This is a genomic window from Pseudemcibacter sp., assembly GCF_965661635.1.
Lineage (GTDB): Bacteria > Pseudomonadota > Alphaproteobacteria > Sphingomonadales > Emcibacteraceae > Pseudemcibacter.
In genome coordinates, this window is the sequence record NZ_CBFIEP010000088.1 from 1 (window position 1) to 24334 (window position 24334).

The following is a 24334-nucleotide window of genomic DNA, read 5'->3' on the forward strand; positions in this document are numbered from 1 at the left end:
TGAACAAATACTTGAAACATCGGAATCGCAAAAGCCGCATAATGCTTTAACTTGCGGCAAAATAACGGCATCTTTTCTTATTTCAAATCCTTTTTGTTTGAACTTTTTCAACGTTCTAGAAAACGTTTCGGGCTTCATATCTAAATAAGACGCAATAATTGATTTATCATAGGGAAGCTCAACCATGTCAGGTACGCGCCCTTGCTCAAGGAGGAGTTTCAACAAATACCACCCCACACGTTCCGTTGCAGATTTCAAACGGATACTTTCCATGCCCTTTATCAGGAGCTGAGAATGAACGGACATCGCCGTGAGCACATTAAGTGCAAGGTCATTATTGGTTTTTACATTTTCACGAATAATAGTCGCCGGTAATGTTAATATCTGTGCCCCTTTTGCAACCTGAGCACTAATGGGATAGGGCGCGTTTAAAAATACGGCAGACTCTGCAATCATGTCCCCACTCGTTAACATCTGAACGATCGTTTCTTCGCCGCTTGAATTACCTTTGAAAAGCTTAACCCATCCTTCAAGAATGATATATAGCTTTTCTGGTTGCTCCCCTTCCATAAATAAAAGTTCGCCTTTTTTAAATTGGCCAATCGACGCATTAAGAAATAATTCACTTAACGCGCTATCCGAAAGGCCCTTAAAGAGTGGAAGCGTCTTAATAAATTCCTGCTGAAGATTGGTAAAGTTTTTCAATCCTAAAGCAGACTTTTCGTTATTATCTTCTTGATTACTATTGGATTTCTCAGATAGATTATTTTCTAATGTCTCAATCAAATCCATTTTAACTTTATACATTAAATCAATTTTCTGACTAAACAAATCAAACCAATCTATGGATGAAAGAATATGTTTATCCTTCAAACTGTTCTTTTTAAATTGTTCATGTATCTCATCAATTTTGGCAATTGAATAATCGTCCATGTAACGCTCATAACATGCCTTTTGCTCATCCGTGGCTAAAGCCAAAAAGGTATCTTTATATGCTTCTTGCTCTGATAATAGGAAACGATAATTCTCTATAAATTCATTATTATTAAAAGCGTCTAATATTAATCCCCTGATACCCAAAGCTCTTTCGCGACCAATCCGTTCTTTTAAATTAAGAAAATTGGAAAATGCACTGACACGCGACGGGTCATTGTTCGGATCACTTAATGCGATTTCAATCATCACACTAATAATAGGTCCAATAATTTGATGACTATAGATCGCAATAGAATCAGTCGCACTTAGTTCTTTTGCTAAAACTAAATCACGTTGAGCGTTTAGTTTTTTTAAATCATCTATAACATCAGTGACTTTTTCAAATTAGCTTTCGTTTAAAAGACCCTTTTCCATCCATTCAGGAAGCTTAGACTTCAACTCTTCGACGGAATAATCACTTTCAAGGAAGCGTTGCCGCAATCCTTCTTCGATTGGTGCCAGATCATTACATAAAAATAAAATAACGCTGCCACGCTCTTTTTGCATTTCATGCATAATTCGCCCCAAGAGGACCAATGTACTTTTCATTATTTTAAGACTTTCATAATGCCATACCCTTTATAACCTCAAATTAATGATATTGCTTCGTAAAGTAAAGACTAAGACGCAAGGTTTTCTTAGCTTTGAGCGGCATTTTTAAATCCAATTTTTATTAAACAAGTTAAATAATTTAATGTATCATTGCCCAAAACATAAATTCATATTTTTTCAATTGGATATTGATTTGTGATCAAAAGAAACTTAGAGAAGATACTAGAATAGCATAAAAATACCCTATCGGAGAAAAAATTATGCCCGCGCCGGAAAATAGCGAAGACTTCCCTTTAAAAGAAGCACGCACCCTGGTGGCCCATTTAATGAAAAGAAACCCTCTCATTCATTGGGCAGACTTGCTTTTGAATTTATTTTTAGGGTGGGGCTGCTTTTACCTTGTGATGATCACAGAACCGTTCTCGCTTCAAAATATTGCCGCTTTTATTGTGTCCGCCTTTTCGCTTTATAGGGTTGCTATTTTTATTCACGAAATTGTTCATATGAAAAAAGGAACTTTTCGTTTCTTTATTGCTTTTTGGAATTTAACCGCTGGCTTCCCATTATTAATTCCTTCATTTACATATCATGGGGTTCATAACGATCACCATAGACGGGACACTTATGGCACCACAGAAGACGGCGAATATTTGCCATTTGGCGCCGAAGAAAATTGGAAAATTATAGCCTACGTTTTCCTTTCGCTTATCTTGCCGTTTCTATTTGTGGCTAGATTTCTAGTCCTTACCCCACTCTCTTGGATTATTCCACCGCTTGGTCGCTATGCGTGGGAGCGGGCATCTTCACTGACTATTGATCTTGCATATAGGAGACCTCCCCCAACAAAGTTAGACGGAAAATATTGGCGCTTACAAGAAATTGGCGCTACCCTATATGTTTGGGTTGCGGCCTACTTAATTTATAGCGGTACTCTTCCAATAAAATTTGCCCTTGTCTGGTATCTCGTAACGCTTCTTATTTTTACCATGAATAGTTTGCGGACCCTTGGCGCGCATGCTTACCGGAACCCCGGGCATGACAAAATGACGGTCCCCGATCAATTTTTAGATAGTGTTGATGTCATCGGCGGCGTCTTATCACCATTCTGGGCACCTGTTGGCCTACGTTATCATGCGACGCACCATTTATTCCCCTTAATGCCTTATCATAATCTAGGAGCCGCGCACGATTTATTGGTTAAGGAATTATCAGATAATAGTCTTTATCTTGCAGCAACGCGTAAAAATTTATGGCACGCCTTATCAACTTTATGGGAGGATGCAAAGCTTAGCCAGCAAAAGAACTAGTCTTTAAGTGGTTTTGCCATAACGATTGTATCATTCATAAACCCATGGGATTCGTAAAAGTTTCTTGCGTTATCATTATTATAGAACACTTCAAGTTGAAGAATAGGATATCTTTTCTCCTTGGCCCACATTTCAGCCTTTACCATCAATGCATGCCCCACCCCTTTACCTCGCGCCTCTTTTGTTACAGCGAGCAGAGTAACATTTGCACATTTTTTCTGCGAAATTTCTTCAGTAATTTCAATAACATGAATAAAGCCCAGAGGTGTTTGGTCTTCTTCAGCGATATACAGAACATGTGGATCATCTTGATTATCTATTGATTCTTCGATGTAGCGTTTTTGAAACCGATCCATCACTTCGTCTGAATGCCAAAATAATTGAGCGGCTTCAATTAAATCTGGCGAAAGATTAAATATAAAATTTCTGTCACTTGTTGTTGCTTCACGTATAATCATTTTATTCTACCGAACTCGTATTATAAATTTTAGCGCCAGCAATTTTATTCATCATATAAAGGCTTAATCCCAACAACACCATACCCGGAATAAAAACAAAACTACTTTCAGTAAGTCCCGCAGTGATATAAGAAATCACACATATCGACCCATTGAGCATCTCATATGGCAATTGTGTTCTAACATGATCAAATTGGCTACATCCTGCACCGGATGCTGAAAGAATTGTAGTATCGGAAATCGGTGAACAGTGGTCACCAAACATACCACCTGAAAGAACCGCGCCTATCGACACATGCATTGGGGCGCCGAGAGCATCTGCCACCGCAATGATCAAAGGCATCATAATCGCATATGTGCCCCAACTTGACCCCGTTGCAAAGGACATAATCGCCCCGAATAAAAAAGCAATCATTGGCACAAGGAACGGTGCAAAATTACCTTCAGCAAGCGAAATTATAAATTGAGCCGTACCTAAATTTTTACCCACGGAACTTAAAGACCACGCGAGGACAAGAATTATCAGAACGCTCGTCATTTTACTAATGCCGCCAAGGTAAATTGTAATGCTTTCCTTAAAACTTTTTACGCCATAAGTGAGCAGCAAAGCAATCAAAGTCATAGCGGAAAAGAAGTAAGCACTTGAAAGAGCGCCTCGAAAGGCAAGTGATGGCACAGAATTAAGTGGGAACCCAAGGGGCACAAGCAAGAAAAACATGACGCTTACCATCACGAGAAGCGGCAACCAAACAAAAATAGCCTTCGCATTGGGATGTGAAATGGTATCTGATATTTCCATTCCACTATCATCAACGAGCCCTTTTCCTTCTTGAGCCCGTTTTTCCGCGCGGGCCATTGGTCCAAATTCATAACCTGATATGGCAACAAGGGGCACCATAATAATGGCAAAGAGGGAATAAAATTGAAACGGGATCGCCGACATATAGGCATCAAAGCTATTCTCAACACGGCCAATTTCAAGATATTCCTTTTCAATTAGCCCCATAGAATAAACGCCCCATCCGATAAAAGGGATAAGGACCGCCACAGGCGATGCGGTGGTATCCACAATCCAAGCAAGCTTCACACGAGAGATTTTAAGTTTATCCGTAATAGGACGATATATGGGACCGACTATTAATGGAGTGCCAAGATCAGAGAAAAAAATCATAATCCCTGTCATCCACGTCGCAATTTGTGCTTTAAAACGACTGGTAATGACATGGGTCATTGTTGTCGCAAAGGCAACGGCTCCCCCTGATCGCTCCATAAGAGCTACCAAGCCTCCAATAAAGCACATCAATACTAATATCCCGGCCTGACTGGGGGATAACATTTGCGGTACAAAATAATCGGACACCATAATGCTGAGGGTCATTACCGGATTAAACCCGTTCAAAATGATCACACCTGAGAAAACGCCAATGAACAAACCAATGATTACATTTTGGGCCCAAACCGCAATCCCTAATGTCAATATGATTGGAATAATGGAAATAAATCCATAATCTGTTGCTTCCAACACTTCCCTCCTTATTATTTTTGCTTATAGTAGCTGAATATATATTTTTAGAAAGAATAAAAATGCGGGAGATATCATCATGAAATTAAGAACAAAAGTTATTGCCTACTTAAGCGTGCTCGTACTTGCTGCCTGTGCGCCGGAAGATCAAGCGTCAAATTCTGATGTCATAGCTGGGCCGGATTATAATATAACGTATGACTTACTTATCAGTGGCGGTACCATTGTGGACGGTACAGGTGATCCTGCATTTATGGCTGATATATTGGTGAGTGGTGATGAAATAGACTATATTGGGGAAACGGATGCCTCAAACATTAATGCTCTTGAAACCATTGATGCCACAGGGCGCATTGTTTCACCCGGTTTTATCGATGCCCATGCGCACGGTGACCCCCTTCAGGAAAACAATGATCACTTAAGGAGTTTTCTGCGACAAGGCGTGACAACCGTAATGCTTGGTCAAGACGGGGGAAACCCAGGTTATGATGATGCCGTTTCATTTGAAGATTTCCTTTATGAAATAGACAGACAAAAATCAGGCCCCAATGTTGCTACTCTCGTAGGTCACGGTGCTATCCGATACCTATCAGGAGGCGGTGAAAAAGATAAAATTACCCCAGAAGAGCAGGCCGCAATGGAAGAACTTCTTGAAAAAGCAATGAAAGCGGGCGCTTACGGCCTTGGCACCGGGCTTGAATATGTTCCTGGACGCTACGCGGATGATGAAGAAATGTTTGGACTTGCCAAAGTGGTTGGTGCTCATGACGGTGTGATATCAAGCCATGTCAGAAATGAAGATGATGATAAGGTACATGAATCAATTGCAGAATTAATAAGGCAAGGTCATTATGCCCGCGTCAATGCTTCCCATGTAAAAGTTGTCTACGGAAAAACCCGCGAACAAGGCGAAGCTGTCTTAAGGCAAATTCGAGAAGCCCGCGCAAATGGCGTCAAAATTACGGCAGATGTTTATCCCTATCTCGCCAGTTTCGGTGATATGAGTTACCTTTACCCGGAATGGGCAAAGCGTGAATTTGAATTTAATGATGCGGTTGCCAAGCGCCGTGCAGAATTTAAAGAGTTTCTGACGGCAAAGATTAAACGGCGTAATGGCCCGGGAGCGATACTGGTATCTTCAGGGGAATACTCTGGGAAAACGGTTGCTGAAATATCCGAAATTACAGGCAAAGACCCAGAAGATATCATTATGGATTATGGCCATAATGGGCCATCCACCGCGCATTTCATTATGACAAAAGAAACTCAAGATGCATTTATCACCGCCGAGGACGTTTCTATTTCAACGGACGGCAGCCCAACCATGCGCCATCCGCGTTCTTTTGGATCTTTTCCAAAAGTGCTCTATGAATATGTTGTCCGTGATAAAGTCATGTCACTTGAGTTGGCCATTAACAAAATGACCGGCCAAACGGCGGATATCTTTGATATCCAGACCCGTGGTCGCCTTAAAGAAGGAATGGCAGCGGATATTGTTGTTATGGACCTTGAAAATGTTAGGCCCGGGACAGATTGGACAGATGTCTATGCTGAACCTACTGGTTTTGACGCTGTTATTGTTAATGGCATGATTACCGATACAACGGCCGGTTCCGATAGCCGGATAAATGGTCGTATCTTAAGAAAAACAAAAGGGGACTAATCAAATGAAACTATTAAAAAGAATTAGTATCTTTGCCATTGCCGTCATGACGTCAATCTCTATGGCACAAGCAGACGATACCGATGAATTAAAAGCGGAAATTGCCGACCTCAAAGAGCGACTTAGCGATATGCGACACTCTTTTGATCGGGTAAACAAGGGGCTTAAAGATATAATGATGCACAACATTATGGGAGATGTTGCTATTATTGAAAAGGTCCGGTTTACAGGGCCCCCACTTGGTAAAGACCATGATTTTTCCGGTGATGGTGAACAAAACCCTCTCTCTTTAACAAATCCATTAAAGTTAAGCGCCTATGTGTTTTTCCCAAAAGATATTGACCCAAGTAAGAAATATCCATTACTTGTTTTCCCTCACCAAGGGGTACACGCCAACTTTGATGTGGAAAATGGCCAGCTTTATCGCGAGCTCATCGCACAGCAATATATCATCATTGCGCCTGACTATCGTGGCTCAACCGGTTACGGTAAACGCTTTTATGAAAGCATCGATTATGGTGGCAAAGAAGTGGACGACGTAAAAGCAGCACGCGATTATATGGTGGAAAATTATAGCGTCGTTGATCAAAACCGCGTTGGCATTATGGGCCATAGTCACGGTGGTATGATCACACTGCTTAACTTATTCAACTTTCCAGATGCTTATAAAGTTGGCTTTGCCGATGTTCCTGTAAGTGATCTGATTGCCCGAATGGGGTATAAAACCCAAGGATATCGCGAACTTTATGAAACAGACTATCATCTTGGTGAAAGCGCCTTTGAAAACCATGAGGAATATATCAAACGGTCACCTGCTTGGAACACCCATAAACTGGAAACGCCATTGATGGTATATGGTAATACCAACGATGATGATGTCAATATTCTAGAAATTCGTCATTTAATAAAATCATTAAAAGCGGACGGCAAGGAATTTACTTATAAAGAATTTGAAGATATTCCGGGCGGGCACAACTTCGCAAGAATGGATCATCCTATCGCACGACAAGCCAGGTATGATATTTATAAGTTCCTTGAGGAACATTTGTCCCCTGAACGAACATTCGGTAATATCAAAGACATGGAGCGCGCGTCATACAAATTTGTATCACGTTAAGCCAACTTTATCGATTAAGGCGCCATTCTTTATAAGCGTCTTGAAGCTGAAATAACCAATAAGCCGTTTGCGCCACGATAGGGCCAAACGGCTTTCCTGCATATTGAAGGCCGAATGGTTCAAAAAGCTTATATCTTTCATCATTGTTAATAATCGCATCAGCCACCACTTCGCCGCCAGCCACTGTTGCTGTCATACCTGAACCCCCAAAACCCTGCGCATACCAGAATCCTGGTTCAAGTTCACCGATTTGTGGCATCTTATGAGCGGGATAGCCCATAAACCCACCCCATGCGACATTCGCTTTTATGCCTTTAAGTTGCGGATATACCACAAGCAAGTCTTTCATCATTATACGCTCAAGCTTTTTACCTTGCGGATTAAACATGGAAACCCGACCGCCCCAAAAAAGACTGTTATCCTTGACTGTTCGGTAATAATTTGACGAAACCCTGTTGTCACTTACCCCCCATTTTCCTTTAATCGCCTCTTTAAGCCGATCACCAAGTGGTTCTGTCAACATCACATATGTTGCCACTGGTAAAGTTGCGTTAGACAACCTAAAATTCAATCCGCCGATATAAGCGCTACAACACATGACGATTTGATCCGCCGTTACCGACCCTTTATCTGTGATGATTTTCCATCCATTTTGGGTTTTCTTAATTTCGATTGCCGGTGTTTTCTCAAAAATTTGCGCGCCAGCTTTTTCAGCCTCTCTTGCGGAATGTCTTACATAATTTAAAGAATGCAGCTGCAAGGCTTGCGGTTTTAAATAGGCATCATGATAATGGTTCGAATGATAATATTCGCGAAACTTGTCTTTTGGCCAAAATTCATAGTGCACACCCATCAAATCATTCATGTATTCAACTTGCTTTTCAACTTTACCAGGTTCATTAAACCATGACACTTCGAAATGTCCATGCGGGTCATCGATTAAGCTCTCTCGTTCATTCCCCATGCGGCGGTTTATGCTATCTAAGGCGGCATTCGTCAGTTGATAAAGTTCTCTCGCATGACTTTCACCGACCATATTGGCGACTTCCCATGGTCCTTTAGAAAAGCCAGAACTGACGAAACCACCATTTCGACCTGACGCGCCCCAACCAATGCGGTTTGCTTCTATAAGGACTGGTTTCTCACCTTTTTCAACCAAACTGTGAGCCGTGGCGACGCCCGCCATACCACCGCCGATAACACATACTGACGTCTTGACGTCATTTCTTAATTGGTCAAAGTCGCATTTATCATCCAGCGTTCTCGAATAATAACTGTCAATATATTCGTTTTTTTCACTGGTGCGCGAATAAGGTTTATCCATTTTATCCTCTATACGAAACACACTTTCTAAGTACTGTTGTATGATAATCTTTTTGCAAATTATATTATAATAGTACATGATAAAAGTGCTATTTTTAAAAAGTGCAAATGGGAGGAACAAATGAAATTAGCGAAGAAGTCGGGGTTTCTTGGCTTAGCTGTTATTGGACTTTTACTGAGTGCATGCGCAGAACAAGCCGCCGATGAAACACAGAACGCAATGAATTCCAATGTAGCAGATGTCGTCTTTAAAGGAGGAGATGTCTATACCGTTGAAGAAAGCCATCCTTGGGCCAAAGGTGTTGCCGTTAAAGGCAATGAAATTGTCGCTATTTTTAATGATGATGCTGAAGCAGATGCCTATATCGGGGATAATACGCGCGTCATTGATCTTAAAGGCCGGATGTTAATGCCAGGTTTTGTAGACGGGCATTCGCATTTAAATGGTGCGGGCGCACAGCTTAATGATGCCAATTTACTGTAAGTCGCTGATGACGCTGCTCTTCGTGCTGAAATAGAACGCATTTTACCCAATATCCCAGAAGGAGAGTGGATCACGCTTGGTCTATGGGGAGCTTATGAGGCATGGGGAGCTGGTGAAGCTGCGGTTGATGCAGGTGCCGGAGCCAACTTCACCGGTCGCTGGAAACCAAACCGTTCCACTATTGATGATCTAACACCAAATACGCCTGTATTTGTATCAAGTTTCGAACGTCCCGCAGAACTTCACCTTGCCAATACGGCAGCATTGCGCGCTGCTGGCTTAGAAAATGAAATATTAGAGGGCATGGCAACCAACGAAGATGGATCGCCGACAGGCCTCATCGAAAAAGGGTCCCCTGCGATTGAAAGAATTCGTGCTGTTATTACACCCAAATCGCATGAAAGAATTTTAAACGAAATACGTTCTACACTTAAACGTATGCGTGAAAACGGGATCGTAGATGTCCATGATATTACCCATGGAAACTATCCAGAATATTATACGGAGCTTCAAGAAGCCGGCGAACTTACAACACGAATTTGGATGCGCGCTGACTTAGCCCGCGCAAAAGAATTTAACGACGCGGGCATTAAAATGGGCACACATCCAGTAACTCGTCTGAAAGACCATTATTTACGATGGGGTGCTTACAAAGGATATATCGACGGCATTATGGGTAACCATAGCGCGCTTTTCTTTGAGCCCTATACGGACCGTCCAGATTATTCCGGCCGCTATCGCCATCACACAAGCGATCACCCTGAATATGAAACAGAAAATATGGATAAAATGTACGCCTATCTGCTTGAAGCTAATAAAGGCGGTTTTAAAGCAAATGTTCACGCTATTGGAACCAAAGGTGTATCATTGATGCTGGACACTTACGAACGCCTACAAAATGATGTTGGTGGGTCTTTAGAGGGATATCGCGTCATTCATAACCAAGTAGTGCGCCCTTCCGATTTCCCGCGCTTTAATCAATTAGGTGTCATAGCGGAAATTAATCCTTATCATTTATCAGACGATATGCGCTGGATGGAAGAACGTATTGGTGTTGAACGCTCCAAGGGGGCATATGCTTTTAATTCGCTCCTTTCCAATGGGTCAACACTTGTGTTTGGTTCAGACTGGCCAGGAACCAATGCGGCTGAATACTATAATCATCCGAAATATCTTTTAAATGCAGCCGTTAATCGCACAACATTACAAGGCACCCCAGAAGGAGGATGGAACCCTCAAGAGAAAATCAGTCTTGCTGATAGTATCGTCGCCTACACAATCAATGGCGCCAACGCCACATTTGAAGGTGATGTGAGAGGTTCACTCAAAGTTGGTAAACTTGCAGATATGGTAATTATTGACCGTAATCTGTTTAATATACAGCCAGCCGATTTGATCAATATGGAAATCGACCTAACCATGGTCGATGGAAATGTTGTTTATGAGCGTGTTGAAAATTAAACAACATTAATTTTTATTTTAAAAGGCGGCTTTTATGCCGCCTTTTTTCTTACCTTTTATTATCTTGCATTTACCTGTAATCCTTCGCATACTTAAAAAATTAAAATATACAAATGAGGGAAAAATGGGTTGGCTTACTATCCTACCGCAAGTCGTGGCAATTGGCGTTGTGATTTGGCGAAAAGAAGTGCTTATGGCCTTGCTCGCAGGGATTTTTACAGCAGAGCTTCTTTTACTTTTTGATGCCTCTAGTGCAACAGCTATTTTTGCCCCTATTGAAACAATAGAACGCATCGTTAGCGTCTTTGAAAGCCCGGGCAATACTCGGGTATTGATATTCTCTCTCGTAATCGGTTGCTTGATTGCCTATATGCGACACTCTGGTGGTGTTTCTGCTCTCGTTGAAATGATGATAAATAAAGGGGTAACGCGAACAAAAAAACAAGCGGGTCTTCTCACTTTCTTTACTGGTATCGTGCTTTTTGTTGAAAGTAATCTTAGTGTCATTACGGCCGGTATATTATCACGAGGCATTTTCGACAAATTCGGCATGAGCCGTGAACGGCTTGCTTATGTGATTGATAGCACCAGTGCACCGGTTTGTATTTTATTACTTCTTAATGGGTGGGGTGCGGTCGCTTTAGCAAACATGCAACAATCCGGTCTTGAAAATGCGGAAGGTGCGCTTGTCGGATCAATTTTCTATAACTTTTATGCATGGATTGCGCTTATCATTGTGTTGTTCACGATTATGACGGATAGAATTCATGGCCCACTAAAACATTATGAAAAAGCGATGCAACAAAAAGCGGAGGAAGAACAAGCACCCGAGTTTGTAGGAACCAAAGCCAGATATATGATCGTTCCGCTTATTTCCTTAATCGGTCTAATCTTTGCCTTTATGTATTGGACTGGCGACGGCGTTATTCGAAACGGCGATGGCTCACAATCTATTTTATATGCCACCATTCTATCCTGCCTTGTCGCTTATGCTATGATGTTATCCAGTGGCCAATTCACACATATAAAATTAGTAGAAATTGGCTTCAAAGGAATGAATGAACTTATACAGCTTGTTACTATTGTGCTTCTCTCACTCGCCTTAGGTGCTAGTCTTCGTGATCTTGGAACCGGGGCTTTCGTCGCAGGGTTAGCCAGTGAGAATTTACCTCTTATATTAATCGTGCCAATGTTATTCTTAGCATCTTCACTCATGGCGTTCACAACTGGAACTTCATGGGGAACATTCGCTCTTATGATCCCTATTGGCGTACCGTTAATTCAAATGCTAGGACTTCCTCCTGCATTCGTTATATCAGCCGTACTGGGTGGAGGTGTGTTTGGGGATCATTGTTCGCCAATCTCAGATACGACCGTCATTTCTTCATTAGCGGCGGGATGTGATCTTCTTGATCATGTAAAAACACAATTGCCTTATGCTTTAGTCGGCGGCGGTCTGACATTTATCGTTTATATAATCACGGGTCTTTTTATTCTGTAAAATCGTCTTTTGATGGACGACTTTCTTATGAATGCTTAACTTAAGGCACTACTTTAAGAACAACTTTTATCACATCCCAATATAACGTTTTTCGATTCCTTTTAAAGTCGTCTAATAAGGCCTTAAGACAACATTTCAAAAAACTCAAAAAAAACAGCATGTTATCATATGTTGTTGTTTTATTAATATGGTTAATGATAAAGTCGTGCCAAAGGATTGATTGGAAACTTTGCCATCAAAATCAATCTGTTATAATAAAAAACTGAAATGGTACTTGAATATGAGCTCGGAACAAGAGACAGATCAGGAAAGAAGAATAACTTTTTGTCTTTATGAAAGTTGGGAAAAAATAGCTGGCTCATCCGGATTGCCCGCATTAAAACGATTACAGCGCCAAGAAATTGAAGCATTCAAATCTAATCTTGTTTTATTAGATCTGAGAAATGGGAAAGATAACCCAATTTTTCAGGTGATCGGAAATGGATTAACAGAAGATCTGGAAGTTGATCTTGTTGGGCGTCCTATAGCCGAGGTGCCGCGCCGCTCTATGTTAAGTCGTGTGACAGATCATTATTTAGAAGTTCTGGCCAACAGGGTCCCAATTGCCTTTGAGGCAGAGTTTGTAAACCGGGAAGGTGAAAAAGCTCTATATCGAGGTATACTTCTTCCCTTCAGTGATGATAATCAAAACATTAATTTTATTCTTGGTGGCGTGCGTTGGATTTTAGCAAAAGATGTTGAATTGGACGAAGACAAGCCAACTATTGAAGAGTTAATGCGCACCATCGCTTCAGGCAGAGATGAGATCACTCTTGAAAATGAAGAAGACGTTTTAAATGAAGATCAACTTGATGCCACCCTTTCTCAAGAAACTACAGACGATACCCTTCAAAAAAGAGATATCGCCGAAACGGCCGTTGATGTTAAAGGGGCGATCGATTTAGAAGATGCTTCTTTTGATACAAATTCTGTAGCAGAAGAGAAAGTTGTTTTTGATGAACCCCCGATAAGCGAAACATCAACAGAGACAACTTCAGATGAGATCATTTTAACAGAAGAGGTGCCTTCTGAACTAGATGGTGTTGATAATGATGGGCCAGAAGCAGTCGCTGAAGAAGTCTACCTAGAAATAGATGAGACAACTTCGTTCGAAGAAGACATCATAGAAGAATTAACCGCACATGATGAGCAAGAAGAAGATATAAAACCTGAAGAGCTAGACCTTAGTAACACAATAATTTCTGAACCCACAGAAGAGGGAATTGAAGATAATAATGAAGTAGTTGAAGTCGACGATCAAATTAAAGACGATCACATAGCGGAAGCAGAAGAAGTCGCTCAAGAAGAGCCGCCCGTCAAAGAGAAACTAAAAAAACGAGCTCGCAAAGGCAGTGTCATTGAAAGGTCAATGGAAATGCTGCTTGGGAAGTCCAAGAAAAAAGATATTTTTGGTCATGAAATAAGATCTGCTGAATCAAAAATTACACTTCCGACACAACCTGATCCAAATGATGAAATTGATATCATGGATGAACAGGCAGACGTCGATTTTGCAGAAAACGAAGGTAATCTTAATCTGCCAGAACAAAATCATGCCGTGGAAAGTTCAGGATCTATAATTGATGAAGACAATACGAGTGAAAATGCATCAATTGTGATTACGAAAGATGCTGATACTGTTTCAGACACAATCTCCGTTTCTTTTGAAGATGAAATAAATAAAGTCATGGATGATGCCGATGATCAACATATCGTTGATGAAGGCAATCCTGAAATCATTACAGAAGATAGTGTCACGATAACAGATTCACCAGATGATGAAATTATCTTAGAAGAAACCACAGAACCTGAACCAGAAGGCTTTGCTAATACTGAAGAAGTCACTTCATATGGCTATGTTGAAGAAGAGATAAATGAAGAATCATCTCTTAAACTAGAAAACGAAATACACGAAGAGATTTCAGCACAAGAAGAAGAACTCCTCGAAACCTCAGTTGCGGAGAGTAATCAATCCAACATTGCACTAGAGACAGGCACGGATGAAGAGAAGGAAGAAATTACTTTTGACGTTACAGAAGCTGAAGATATCGCTGATGATGCGACCATCATAGAACAACAAGTAGCATCCTCAGAACCAATCATTACTGATACTAGCCACGACATCTCGGCACAAAAAGAAGAAAAATCTGAAGAAGAAAATCTGCGGGAACTTCAAGATTCGCTGAAACAGATCATTCGATATATTAAGAAAGAAGACGCAAGTCATAACAGAAGCAGAGATACTTTATATAATATTCTTACCGCTATTTATAAATTTCATAGTGTATGTGAAAATTCCCCTGTTGAGTATTCTAAACTCGTTGCAGAAAATGGCTTAAAAATACAAGAACGTGCACCCTTTACACCAGTTCTTAAAATCTGCCTCGGTAAAGACTACGATAAAACAAGGCTTACCGAATATGCAGCGGCACTTGGAATTGCCAAACACATGAATGTTGATGTTGAGGATTTCCATGACTTCATCAAACATTTCCCTGGTGGCATCAAAGGATGCGTAAAAGAAATGCGTGCAATCCGCAAAGGATCAAACGGCGCCAACCTCGTACAACAATCAAGAACCGTTGAAGAAGCAAGAAATGTACTAAGAGATATGCCGGTAATCGGCCGCATTAGGTTAAAGAAAATGATCGTTAGTAAGGATGCAGATGAATTTTGTTTGCTCCTTGCCAAAAGACGGGGGCATGACATTGATGTTCTTAAGGTTCTCGATGATCAATATACAAAAATTGACCCGATTCTGAAACGAGCTGCCTTTATCAATGGAAATTTGAAAAAAGAGAATTAAATCCTCAGGAAATTTGAAAAATAACAAATAAACCATTTCTTAAACCCTTTATATATATGATAGATTCTAAGAATATGAAATTTCATAACCAAAAAGGAAAAAGCCGTGAGCAGCTGGTCCCAAAAAGAAATTCGCCTCGATTCCATCGTTGATTACGCAAAAGAAAATATGAAATCATCCTTAGGGGATGGTTTTATTGACTTTGTAGGTAATTTTTATAAGAACGCATCCCCAGAAGATTTAAGCTTAAAAATTGATGAATTATATGCCATTGCCATAAGCAATTGGAAATTTATTAACGATTTTAAAGAATCTGGAAAAGCCTCAAAAATTCGCATTTTCAATCCTACATTAGAAGAGCATGGCTGGACATCTTCACATACCATCATACAGATCCTTACCAAGGATATGCCTTTCTTGATAGATTCAATCACCTCAAATCTTTTAGAAGACGGCAACACGCTGCACATGCTTATCCATCCTGTTCTTGATCATAATCGCGATAAATCAGGTAAAATGGTTTCAAAAGGTGGCTCTAAGGCTTCTGAATCTGTCATGCACATTGAAATTACTGCCATGAGTAATCAGCAAGAAATCGATTCCTTATTTGATAAACTTAAACAAGTCACCGACTTTGTACATGCGTCCGTTCAAGATTGGAAAACGATCGTTCAAAAAGTGAGCGAGACATCTGATGGTCTTGAAAATGCGCCGAAATCAGTAACACGTGCAGAAGTTAAAGAATCTCAGAGGTTTCTAAAATGGCTTACAGAAAATAATTTCACAATGCTGGGCTACCGTGAATACGACCATAATAAGAAAAAACCATCCTCTGGCGATGGATACGGCATACTGCGTGACCCTAAGGTTCAAGTTCTTCGAGGGCCTGATGGCCTAGTAGATATTTCCCCTGAAATTGAAGATTTTATGGCCAATGAGCCTATTATGCTCGTCACCAAGGCCAATGTTAAATCATTGGTCCACCGCGTGGTACATTTAGATTATGTCGGTTTCAAAAAATTTGATAATAAAGGAAAAGTTGTCGGGGAAATACGCTTCGTCGGTCTATTTACTTCTGATAGTTACAATCAGCGCGCGCAAAATATTCCTTACCTTGATACCAAAGTGAAAACTGTCGTTGAGCGTTCTGGCTTTGATTATAATAGCCACGACGGCAAAGCATTGTTTCATATTTTAGAAACACTTCCGCGTGATGAACTATTCCAAATTGATGAAGAAACTCTGTTTCAAACGTCTATTGGCATATTACATTTGAGCTTAAGACCACAGTGCCGTGCTTTTGTACGTCGCGATAAATTTGAACGTTTTGTGTCCGCTTTAGTCTTCGTACCGCGAGATTTATATAATTCAGTATTGCGTTCAAAAATTGAAAAAATTCTTTGTGAAGAATTTAACGGTGAACTTTCATCAAGATACGCGCAACTTAGTAACGAACGAATTGCTCGCTGGCATTTCATTATTAGAACCAAACCCGGACAAGTCAGAAATGCTGACCCAGATGATATTAACCGCCGCATCGCGAAAGTCGCTCAAAGTTGGGTTGATTACTTCCACGAAGTATTGGTTGATCGATACGGAGAAGAAAAAGCAATCCAGCTTTTTAGAAAATACAGTCAGTGCTTTAAACCTGCCTATAAAGAACATTTCGATCCACGTTTTGCTGTCACCGATGTCGATAAAATGGAACAATTGCCAGTAAAGGATAATATTGCATTTAATCTATATCGCGAACCAGAAGACGCGGAACATGTTGTCCGATTAAAAATTTATACCAGTCAAAGCATCATCACTCTGAGTGATTGTCTTCCAATGCTCGAAAATATGGGTTTAAGAGTGATAGAAGAATTCGCCTATGATGTGTACACAGGGACAGACGACGATAAAATTCATTATAGTATGCATGACTTCTATCTTGAAGAGCCCGCCCAAAACGCAATTGATCTTAGTATTTTAAAAACACCAATGGAAGAAACGCTGCGGGCAATTTGGCTAGGGCATGTTGACAATGACGGCTTCAATAAACTGGTCAGAAGCGCATCCTTAACCCATAGGCAAGCATTAATTCTACGTGTTTATAGTAAATACCTGCGTCAACTTGGAAGTTCATATAGTGAATTTTATATGCAAGACACATTGACGCAATATGGCGATATTTCAAGATTACTAGCTGATCTGTTTGAAATTAAGTTTGCAATTAATGACACAAGTAAAACAGATCGTGATAAAGCGGCAGCAAAAAATATTAGTAAGATAAAAAGCTTGCTCGCTAACGTTGATAGTCTTGATCAGGATCGCATCTTAAGAAATTGCTTAAATGTTATTGAATGTTCTTTAAGAACCAACTTTTATCAAAAAGATGCAAATGGCGATCATAAAAATTATATTTCCATCAAAATTCAAAGTAGCGGTGTTGATGAAGCACCGAAACCAAGGCCTTATGCTGAGATATTCGTTTATTCCGCCCGCTTTGAAGGCGTCCATTTAAGATTTGGTCCTGTTGCGCGTGGCGGCCTTCGTTGGTCAGACCGTAAAGAAGACTACCGTACGGAAGTGCTCGGTCTAGTTAAAGCTCAACAAGTAAAGAATACCGTTATTGTGCCAGTTGGAGCTAAAGGTGGGTTTGTTCCAAAACAAATGCCCGCCAATCCAACACGTGAAGAATTCCTTGATGAAGGAATTGCGTGTTATAAATCATTTATATCTGGTTTGCTTGATATTACAGACAATTTAAAAGACGGCGATGTAATCCCACCGCTAGAGGTTGTAAGACAAGATGATGATGATCCTTATCTCGTTGTGGCAGCCGATAAAGGAACGGCCACATTCTCTGATATTGCTAATGGGCTTGCACAAGATTATGGCTTCTGGCTTGATGATGCTTTTGCATCTGGTGGCTCCGTTGGATATGACCATAAGAAAATGGGCATTACCGCACGAGGTGCGTGGGTAAGTGTTCAGCGCCATTTCCGTGAGCAAGGCATTGATGTACAAAAAGACAGCATTAGTGTTGCTGGTATTGGTGACATGTCTGGTGATGTATTTGGTAACGGCCTTCTCTGTTCAGAAGCCGTCAAACTAGTTGCCGCCTTTGACCACCGCGATATTTTCATTGATCCAGACCCGGATCCTAAAAAATCATTTGATGAAAGACAACGCCTCTTTGATCTTCCGCGCTCAAGCTGGGAAGATTATAATAAGAAACTTATCACAAAAGGTGGTGGCGTCTTTAGTAGAAGCCTTAAATCTATTGATCTTACGCCGGAAATGAAATCATTATTTAGTTTTAAAGATGATGTCTCTTCCGCAACACCTAATGAACTAATCTGCGCCATTTTAAAATCACAAATGGATTTATTATGGTTTGGTGGCATTGGTACCTATGTTAAAGCCGATAGCGAAAGCAACAGTGAAGTTGGTGACCGTGCTAACGATGCCATTCGTGTGAATGGTAGTGATCTTAGATGTAAAGTGATAGGCGAAGGTGGAAACCTTGGTTGTACACAACTTGGCCGGATAGAATATTCGCTTTCTGGCGGCATGATGAACACAGACGCCGTTGATAATTCAGCCGGCGTTGACTGTTCGGATAACGAAGTCAATATCAAGATTCTTCTAAATAGTGTTGTGGCAGAAGGGAAAATGACCGGAAAGCAACGCAACAAATTGTTAGAAGACATGACAGATGATGTTGCAGAACTCGTATTGCGCGACAATTATCTTCAATCACAAGCTATAAGCCTCGCTAAATCAAGCAGTATTAAACAGCTTGATAGTTTCGAAAGATATTTGGATGATTTGGAAAAATCCGCAAATCTAGATAGGGAGTTAGAATTTCTTCCTAATGATGAAGAGCTCGCTGAGCGTGCTGAAAAATCACTCGGCCTTACACGTCCTGAAAATTCTGTGCTGATTGCTTATGCAAAAATGTCTCTTTTTGATAGTTTAATGGAAAGTGATTTTCTTGATGATCCTTACTTAGAAAAGTATTTGAGCATGTCTTTCCCTGAAAGACTAAGCGGCAAGTATAAAAAAGAAATGTTAAATCACCAATTGCGTAAGCCAATTATTGCAAAAGTGCTTTGTAATGAAATTGTGAACCGCGGGGGCATTCAAGCTATTAAGGAAGAAACCGGGGCAAGCGGTGCTGAAATAGCACGTGCCGCCATTATTACGAGTGAAGTATTTGAACTTGATAATATGTGGAAACGTATTGAAGCGTTAGATTATATCGCGCCTGCAACGATTCAAATGCTTATGCTTATGGATGTTGAAGAGTTTGCCCGTCGTCAAACAATCTGGTTCTTAAATAACACGGACAACAAGAAGCCGATAAAATCTATTATTGATAATTATAAGCCTGGTATCACGGAACTGTTTAAAATGGATACGGGGGCTCAATCTTCTTCGGACGAAAGCTTCATGGGCAAAATGAATATGTATGCTGAGCAAAGAGTTGAAAAAGACCTTGCCCAGTTGATCGCAAGTCTTGATATCAAAACGGCGGCATGTGATCTCGTGCAAGTTGCGAAAGAATTAGGTATTGATGTCACCGAAGTTGCCAAAGCTTACTTCAAGTTTGGTGATGATCTTGGGTTTGACTGGCTTAGAAATCAAGCGGAACTTGTCGAAACATCTGATCATTGGGACCGTCTCGCCGTTAATAGTATTTTGGGTGATCTTCAAGATCAGCAAAAAATACTGACAAGAACTGCGTTAAGCGGCACTAAAGCAAAAGACTGTGAAAAAGCGGCAGATAAATGGCTGAAAGATAATAATTTAGCCACACTACGTGTGAAAAAACTGCTCGAGGATTTCCAACATGCCGGCACCATTAATGTGACAAAAATGGGTTTTGCAGCAAGACAGATTCGTAACGTAGTCGTTGATTAATTCTCACTTTTCAATAGTTATGCGGGGTATTTAATAATATCCCGCGACACTATTTTAATGACGGAAATGGCGCATGCCTGTTAAGACCATGGCAAGGCCCTGCTCATCAGCGGCTGCGATAATTTCATCATCGCGAATTGAACCACCAGGCTGAATAACCGCCGTTACACCTGCTTCTGCTGCACTTAAGAGGCCGTCCGCAAATGGGAAAAAGGCATCAGAGGCAACAACTGATCCTTCAGTCATTGGGATTTCTAAACCAGCAGCCTCACTGGCATCAAGGGCTTTTCGCGCTGCCGTTCTTGCGCTGTCTACCCGGCTCATTTGCCCCGCACCAATTCCGACCGTTGCGCCGTCTTTTACATAAATAATGGCATTTGATTTCACATGTTTACAAACATTAAAGGCAAACAATAAATCATTTAATTCCTGCTCTGAAGGTTTTCTTTTCGTCACGACCTTTAAGTCGTCCAAGGTAACCTTACCATTATCACGGCCTTGCACTAAATAACCACCCGCGACGGATTTTATCGTTTGACCTGCATCACGCGGATCGGCTATCCCGCCCGTTAGAAGTAGTCTTAAATTCTTTTTCGCGGACATTATTTCACGTGCCTTTTCATCAGCATCTGTGGCAATGACGACTTCTGTGAAAATTTTCGAAATCTCTTCTGCTGTTTCACCGTCAAGCATACCATTTAAGGCAATAATACCTCCAAATGCGCTGGTTTGGTCGCAAATAAGTGCTTTGTTATAGGCCTCTAAATAACTATTTCCACGTGCAACTCCACATGGGTTAGCGTGTTTGATTATTGCAACGGCTGGACCATCTTTAGGATCAAATTCGCTAACAAGTTCAAAGGCTGCGTCCGTATCATTAAGATTATTATAGCTTAATTCTTTACCCTGCAATTGAGTGGCTGTGGCTATGCCGCGTCTTGGTGTGGCATTTCGTGTGACATAGAACGCTGCATCTTGATGCGGGTTTTCGCCGTATCTTAATTCTTGTCGTTTCGTAGCCGTAATATTCATGCGTTCCGGATAAGTTTCCCCAAGTTGATCCGCAAACCATGCTGAAATTGCCGCATCATAAGAGCCTGTTCGTGCAAAGGCCTTTGCCGCCAGTTTGGTTCTTAGAGAAGCCGATGTTGCTCCCGCATTCTCTTTCATAGAGGCCATGACACCTTCATAATCACTTGCTTCCACAACAACAGTGACAAAAGCATGGTTTTTTGAAGCACTTCTAATCATGGCCGGACCACCAATGTCAATATTTTCAATGCATGTTGCAAAATCAGCCCCTTTTTCAACGGTTTCTTCAAACGGATAAAGGTTAACACACAATAGATCTATACCGCCAATATCTTGCTCTTTCATTGAACCAAGATGCTTATCATTGTCACGAAGCGCTAATAAACCGCCGTGAATTTTCGGGTGAAGCGTTTTCACACGACCGTCCATCATTTCAGGGAATCCTGTGTGTTCAGCAACTTCTTTAACCGGCACACCTGCATCAGCCAAGGCTTTAGCAGAGCCCCCGGTAGATAAAATTTCTACGCCTTGGCTTGCTAAGAATTGCCCGAATTCTATTAATCCCGTTTTATCTGATACGGATAAAAGTGCGCGCTTAATCGGTGTATTTGCTGAATCATTCATCAAAAAATCTCTTTTTATCATTATCTCAATTTACTTATCGCGTGGTACTGGATTTTATAACTTGGCGCAAGAGTATTCTTAATTCTCATCAATTAATTTTAGTGACCAAAGTACTTTGGTGTTCGCGCTTTCAATCTTTCCAGATAATTTAATAGATTGGCATGGTAATGATTTACCGGCATCACCAAAATACAAACCCTCAGAAATGCTGCGTTTTGCGTCACTAGAATAAAAGCCCCACTTACTGCCAGTTTCCGTTACCAACATGATATGATCGTTGCCCTCTACCAAGGAAACATTCGGATGTAAGTGGAAGAAAATATTAAATGATTGCCCACTTTCATTATTTTGATTGCCTATTAAATCGACATTATCTTCACCACGAATATCCTCGCCCTTATCATCAACATAAATAAGGCGGCGATGGCTAAAACCGTTCTCTTTATAACCGTCATGCTTTGCATCAATAAGTATATGGCCGTTTTCCTCATATAATGAAGTATCGGTTGTAGTTATACCGTGCCCTATTAATCCATCTTCACGAATATTACTGCTATTTTGACCACCAATAACAAGCGTTGAATGTGCTTCAGTAGATCTTGAAAACCTCTCAATATTTTCATCAATTTGTGCATTAAATGCAGCCTGGCCCAGATTTACAATTATTCTTTCTTTTGCATGGCTCATTTCAAAAGATAATGTCCCCGCATGAGCACTCCGGCTCATTTCTAGTTCTGCTGGTGGCCCCACGTCTTCAATAATGATCGTTTGCCCTTTTTCGATACGATTATAACCGCATTGCTCAAGCACTATCGTCACCGTTGCATCTTCTTTCGCTTTAATTAAAAAGGCAGGAATATCTTCATTGCGCTGCAAACACGAACCATTAAAGAGGGGTAATTTGCCATCACCAAGCGTTATAGACTTTAGATTAGACGCCATTCTACTAACAGCTTTTTCCAGTTCATCCGGTACTGTTTTGCCCATGCCAGGAAAGGCATCTTTTAAAAGCACCATATTCATAAAAAGATGTAATAATTCTTGAGGGTTACGACTTCTGATACCGCCATCAACCAATATTTCTTTTCCGAGCGAAAATTTCAAATGACCGACTGATTGCTTAAGCCATGCATCGCCAAAAGGGATAAATAGCCCTGAAAATGCCAAACCAATAATTGCCTTTAAACCCGCGGGGCCATCTGGCATATCAGATGACATTTTCATTAAATGTCTTGCGCTCCGTGCTAGGATATCAAGAACACGACCGCGATATAAAACATCATCCGAATCCATGATAAGTGGCGCATAAATCAACCAATTTGTGACGCGTTCACCCACAATATCGGATCGCCATGAAATTTCGCCCCACTGTGTATTTTGGTCGATCCAAGTTTCCACCAATTCTTCGGCGCGGCGCTGTGCCCCTTTGCGATCAACTGCCTGATTTAAATCACGTAGCCAATTAAAACTATGTAAATAAGCCTGCCAATGTTCGCTTAAATTTGAATCTAGCCAAACATCCCCGCCAGGCCAAACATTTTGATCATCCTTCGGGTTTTCTAGTATATGGCCACCGGCCATTATTTTACCCGCCACCATTTGTGTGCCAGCCGTCACAGACCCAGGCCACAGATCCTTTGGTGTTCCCAGCAATCTTAGTGGGTTTTTCCCTCTTAAACTTAAATCATGATAAAAGCTACTATGCCTCGCCCTGCTCATTGCTTTAGCAATTGGGTTTTGCGTTTTTTTCTCAGTTGATGAGACAGCTGTGCGGCGTAGTTGGGCCATTTATATGCGTTTCTCTACTTTTGGCTTTTCAGTTTAGGTCATTCTAATGAATTTAATATAATTATCCACCGAAATTATATGTCGAATATGGCTTAAAAGTGACTTTATTTTCCTTTTAATGCAGCAATATTAGACGCATATTTCTCCGGACCACCAACAAATGTTGCAGTGCCTGCAACCAGAACATTGGCGCCCGCTTCTATTGCGCTCTCTACTGTTTCCATATTAATACCACCATCAACCTGCAGATCAATAGGACGACCTTCTTTATCAATCATTTTTCGGATTTCCCTTATTTTTGGGAGTGCCGACGGAATAAATTTTTGCCCACCAAATCCTGGGTTAACGCTCATCACGAGGACAAGATCAACCATATCCATGACGTTTTCAATCATACTGACGGGCGTGCCCGGGTTAAGCGAGACGCCCGCTTTTTTACCCAATGATTTGATCAATTGTATTGTTCTATGAAAATGCGGTGTCGCCTCAGCATGCACTGTAATAATATCAGCGCCCGCTTTAGCGAAATCCTCAATATATAAATCTACTGGTGAAACCATCAAATGAACATCAAATATCTTATCACTATAAGGCCGAACGGCTTTAACCACATCCGGCCCAATGGTTAAATTGGGCACAAAATGACCGTCCATTACATCAACATGAATGTAATCCGCGCCCGCTTCTGTTATGGCTGCAACTTCTTCTCCCAATCGGGCAAAATCAGCTGAAAGAATGGAAGGTGCAATTTTTATTTCTGATGCCATAGTG

At 41.0% G+C, this 24334-nt stretch carries 14 protein-coding genes and 2 pseudogenes; 7 read left to right on the forward strand and 9 right to left on the reverse strand.

Annotation, left to right across the window (positions count from 1 at the left end; genetic code table 11):
- The 3 genes and pseudogenes from ACTF6W_RS06175 to ACTF6W_RS06185 all read right to left on the reverse strand — a co-directional run.
- Nucleotides 1-807: Crp/Fnr family transcriptional regulator (locus ACTF6W_RS06175; RefSeq protein WP_438993708.1), on the reverse strand; the 807-nt coding region annotated here is incomplete at its 3' end.
- Nucleotides 784-1302, reverse strand: a pseudogene (locus ACTF6W_RS06180) (nitrate- and nitrite sensing domain-containing protein); the annotation flags it as partial. The pseudogene ACTF6W_RS06180 and the gene ACTF6W_RS06175, both read right to left, overlap by 24 nt.
- Nucleotides 1303-1320: 18 nt before the next feature.
- Entirely contained in the window at nucleotides 1321-1491 is a 171-nt protein-coding gene (locus tag ACTF6W_RS06185) for a hypothetical protein (protein WP_438993674.1), read from the reverse strand.
- Nucleotides 1492-1787: 296 nt separating this feature from the next.
- Between ACTF6W_RS06185 and ACTF6W_RS06190 the strand changes: the two genes are divergently transcribed.
- Nucleotides 1788-2834, forward strand: a complete 1047-nt coding sequence (locus ACTF6W_RS06190) for a fatty acid desaturase family protein (RefSeq protein ID WP_438993675.1) — start codon at nucleotides 1788-1790, stop codon at nucleotides 2832-2834.
- Here ACTF6W_RS06190 and ACTF6W_RS06195 read toward each other — a convergent pair.
- Nucleotides 2831-3292: a GNAT family N-acetyltransferase gene (locus tag ACTF6W_RS06195; protein ID WP_438993676.1), complete on the reverse strand. Its 462-nt coding sequence runs from the start codon at nucleotides 3290-3292 to the stop codon at nucleotides 2831-2833. The genes ACTF6W_RS06190 and ACTF6W_RS06195 overlap by 4 nt on opposite strands.
- Before the next feature lies 1 nt (nucleotide 3293).
- Nucleotides 3294-4814 (reverse strand): Na+/H+ antiporter NhaC family protein, encoded by a 1521-nt coding sequence (locus ACTF6W_RS06200; RefSeq protein WP_438993709.1) that lies wholly within the window; start codon nucleotides 4812-4814, stop codon nucleotides 3294-3296.
- Between the two features lie 79 nt (nucleotides 4815-4893).
- Here ACTF6W_RS06200 and ACTF6W_RS06205 point away from each other — a divergent pair, with 79 nt between their 5' ends.
- Together ACTF6W_RS06205 and ACTF6W_RS06210 are read left to right on the forward strand one after the other, a co-directional pair.
- Complete coding sequence (locus tag ACTF6W_RS06205; RefSeq protein ID WP_438993677.1) at nucleotides 4894-6477, forward strand: N-acyl-D-amino-acid deacylase family protein; 1584 nt, start codon at nucleotides 4894-4896, stop codon at nucleotides 6475-6477.
- 4 nt (nucleotides 6478-6481) lie between these two features.
- The gene (locus ACTF6W_RS06210) at nucleotides 6482-7594 is read left to right on the forward strand and encodes an alpha/beta hydrolase family protein (protein ID WP_438993678.1); all 1113 of its coding nucleotides are present in this window, start codon (nucleotides 6482-6484) and stop codon (nucleotides 7592-7594) included.
- Between the two features lie 7 nt (nucleotides 7595-7601).
- Here ACTF6W_RS06210 and ACTF6W_RS06215 read toward each other — a convergent pair whose 3' ends face one another.
- Nucleotides 7602-8918 carry an NAD(P)/FAD-dependent oxidoreductase gene (locus tag ACTF6W_RS06215; RefSeq protein ID WP_438993679.1) on the reverse strand — a complete coding sequence of 439 codons (1317 nt, stop codon included), beginning with the start codon at nucleotides 8916-8918 and terminating at the stop codon, nucleotides 7602-7604.
- A 219-nt stretch (nucleotides 8919-9137) separates the two neighbouring features.
- Between ACTF6W_RS06215 and ACTF6W_RS06220 the strand changes: the two are divergent.
- The 4 genes and pseudogenes from ACTF6W_RS06220 to ACTF6W_RS06235 all read left to right on the forward strand — a co-directional run bounded on the left by ACTF6W_RS06220 (nucleotide 9138) and on the right by ACTF6W_RS06235 (nucleotide 20119).
- Nucleotides 9138-10862 (forward strand): annotated as a pseudogene (locus tag ACTF6W_RS06220) (amidohydrolase).
- 124 nt (nucleotides 10863-10986) lie between these two features.
- A complete protein-coding gene (locus ACTF6W_RS06225; protein WP_438993680.1) occupies nucleotides 10987-12363 on the forward strand; it encodes a Na+/H+ antiporter NhaC family protein in 1377 nt (458 codons plus the stop codon).
- Between the two features lie 280 nt (nucleotides 12364-12643).
- Complete coding sequence (locus tag ACTF6W_RS06230; protein ID WP_438993681.1) at nucleotides 12644-15208, forward strand: hypothetical protein; 2565 nt, start codon at nucleotides 12644-12646, stop codon at nucleotides 15206-15208.
- Nucleotides 15209-15313: 105 nt separating this feature from the next.
- Entirely contained in the window at nucleotides 15314-20119 is a 4806-nt protein-coding gene (locus tag ACTF6W_RS06235; protein WP_438993682.1) for an NAD-glutamate dehydrogenase, read from the forward strand.
- A gap of 54 nt (nucleotides 20120-20173) precedes the next feature.
- Here ACTF6W_RS06235 and purH read toward each other — a convergent pair whose 3' ends face one another.
- The 3 genes from purH to rpe all read right to left on the reverse strand — a co-directional run bounded on the left by purH (nucleotide 20174) and on the right by rpe (nucleotide 24330).
- Nucleotides 20174-21775 (reverse strand): bifunctional phosphoribosylaminoimidazolecarboxamide formyltransferase/IMP cyclohydrolase, encoded by a 1602-nt coding sequence (gene purH, locus ACTF6W_RS06240; protein ID WP_438993683.1) that lies wholly within the window; start codon nucleotides 21773-21775, stop codon nucleotides 20174-20176.
- 78 nt (nucleotides 21776-21853) lie between these two features.
- Nucleotides 21854-23563, reverse strand: coding sequence for a heparinase II/III family protein (locus ACTF6W_RS06245; protein WP_438993684.1), 1710 nt, complete (start codon nucleotides 23561-23563; stop codon nucleotides 21854-21856).
- A gap of 104 nt (nucleotides 23564-23667) precedes the next feature.
- A complete protein-coding gene (gene rpe / locus ACTF6W_RS06250) occupies nucleotides 23668-24330 on the reverse strand; it encodes a ribulose-phosphate 3-epimerase (RefSeq protein ID WP_438993685.1) in 663 nt (220 codons plus the stop codon).
- Nucleotides 24331-24334 lie beyond the last annotated feature (4 nt).

What these genes read in the sequence shown, in the direction of transcription:
- ACTF6W_RS06215 (WP_438993679.1), bottom strand. Translation starts at nt 8,918, where the DNA reads ATGGATAAACCTTATTCGCGCACCAGTGAAAAAAACGAATATATTGAC.
- ACTF6W_RS06190 (WP_438993675.1), top strand. Translation starts at nt 1,788, where the DNA reads ATGCCCGCGCCGGAAAATAGCGAAGACTTCCCTTTAAAAGAAGCACGC.
- ACTF6W_RS06205 (WP_438993677.1), top strand. Translation starts at nt 4,894, where the DNA reads ATGAAATTAAGAACAAAAGTTATTGCCTACTTAAGCGTGCTCGTACTT.
- ACTF6W_RS06225 (WP_438993680.1), top strand. Translation starts at nt 10,987, where the DNA reads ATGGGTTGGCTTACTATCCTACCGCAAGTCGTGGCAATTGGCGTTGTG.
- rpe (WP_438993685.1), bottom strand. Translation starts at nt 24,330, where the DNA reads ATGGCATCAGAAATAAAAATTGCACCTTCCATTCTTTCAGCTGATTTT.
- ACTF6W_RS06185 (WP_438993674.1), bottom strand. Translation starts at nt 1,491, where the DNA reads ATGCATGAAATGCAAAAAGAGCGTGGCAGCGTTATTTTATTTTTATGT.
- ACTF6W_RS06245 (WP_438993684.1), bottom strand. Translation starts at nt 23,563, where the DNA reads ATGGCCCAACTACGCCGCACAGCTGTCTCATCAACTGAGAAAAAAACG.
- ACTF6W_RS06195 (WP_438993676.1), bottom strand. Translation starts at nt 3,292, where the DNA reads ATGATTATACGTGAAGCAACAACAAGTGACAGAAATTTTATATTTAAT.
- ACTF6W_RS06230 (WP_438993681.1), top strand. Translation starts at nt 12,644, where the DNA reads ATGAGCTCGGAACAAGAGACAGATCAGGAAAGAAGAATAACTTTTTGT.
- ACTF6W_RS06210 (WP_438993678.1), top strand. Translation starts at nt 6,482, where the DNA reads ATGAAACTATTAAAAAGAATTAGTATCTTTGCCATTGCCGTCATGACG.
- purH (WP_438993683.1), bottom strand. Translation starts at nt 21,775, where the DNA reads ATGAATGATTCAGCAAATACACCGATTAAGCGCGCACTTTTATCCGTA.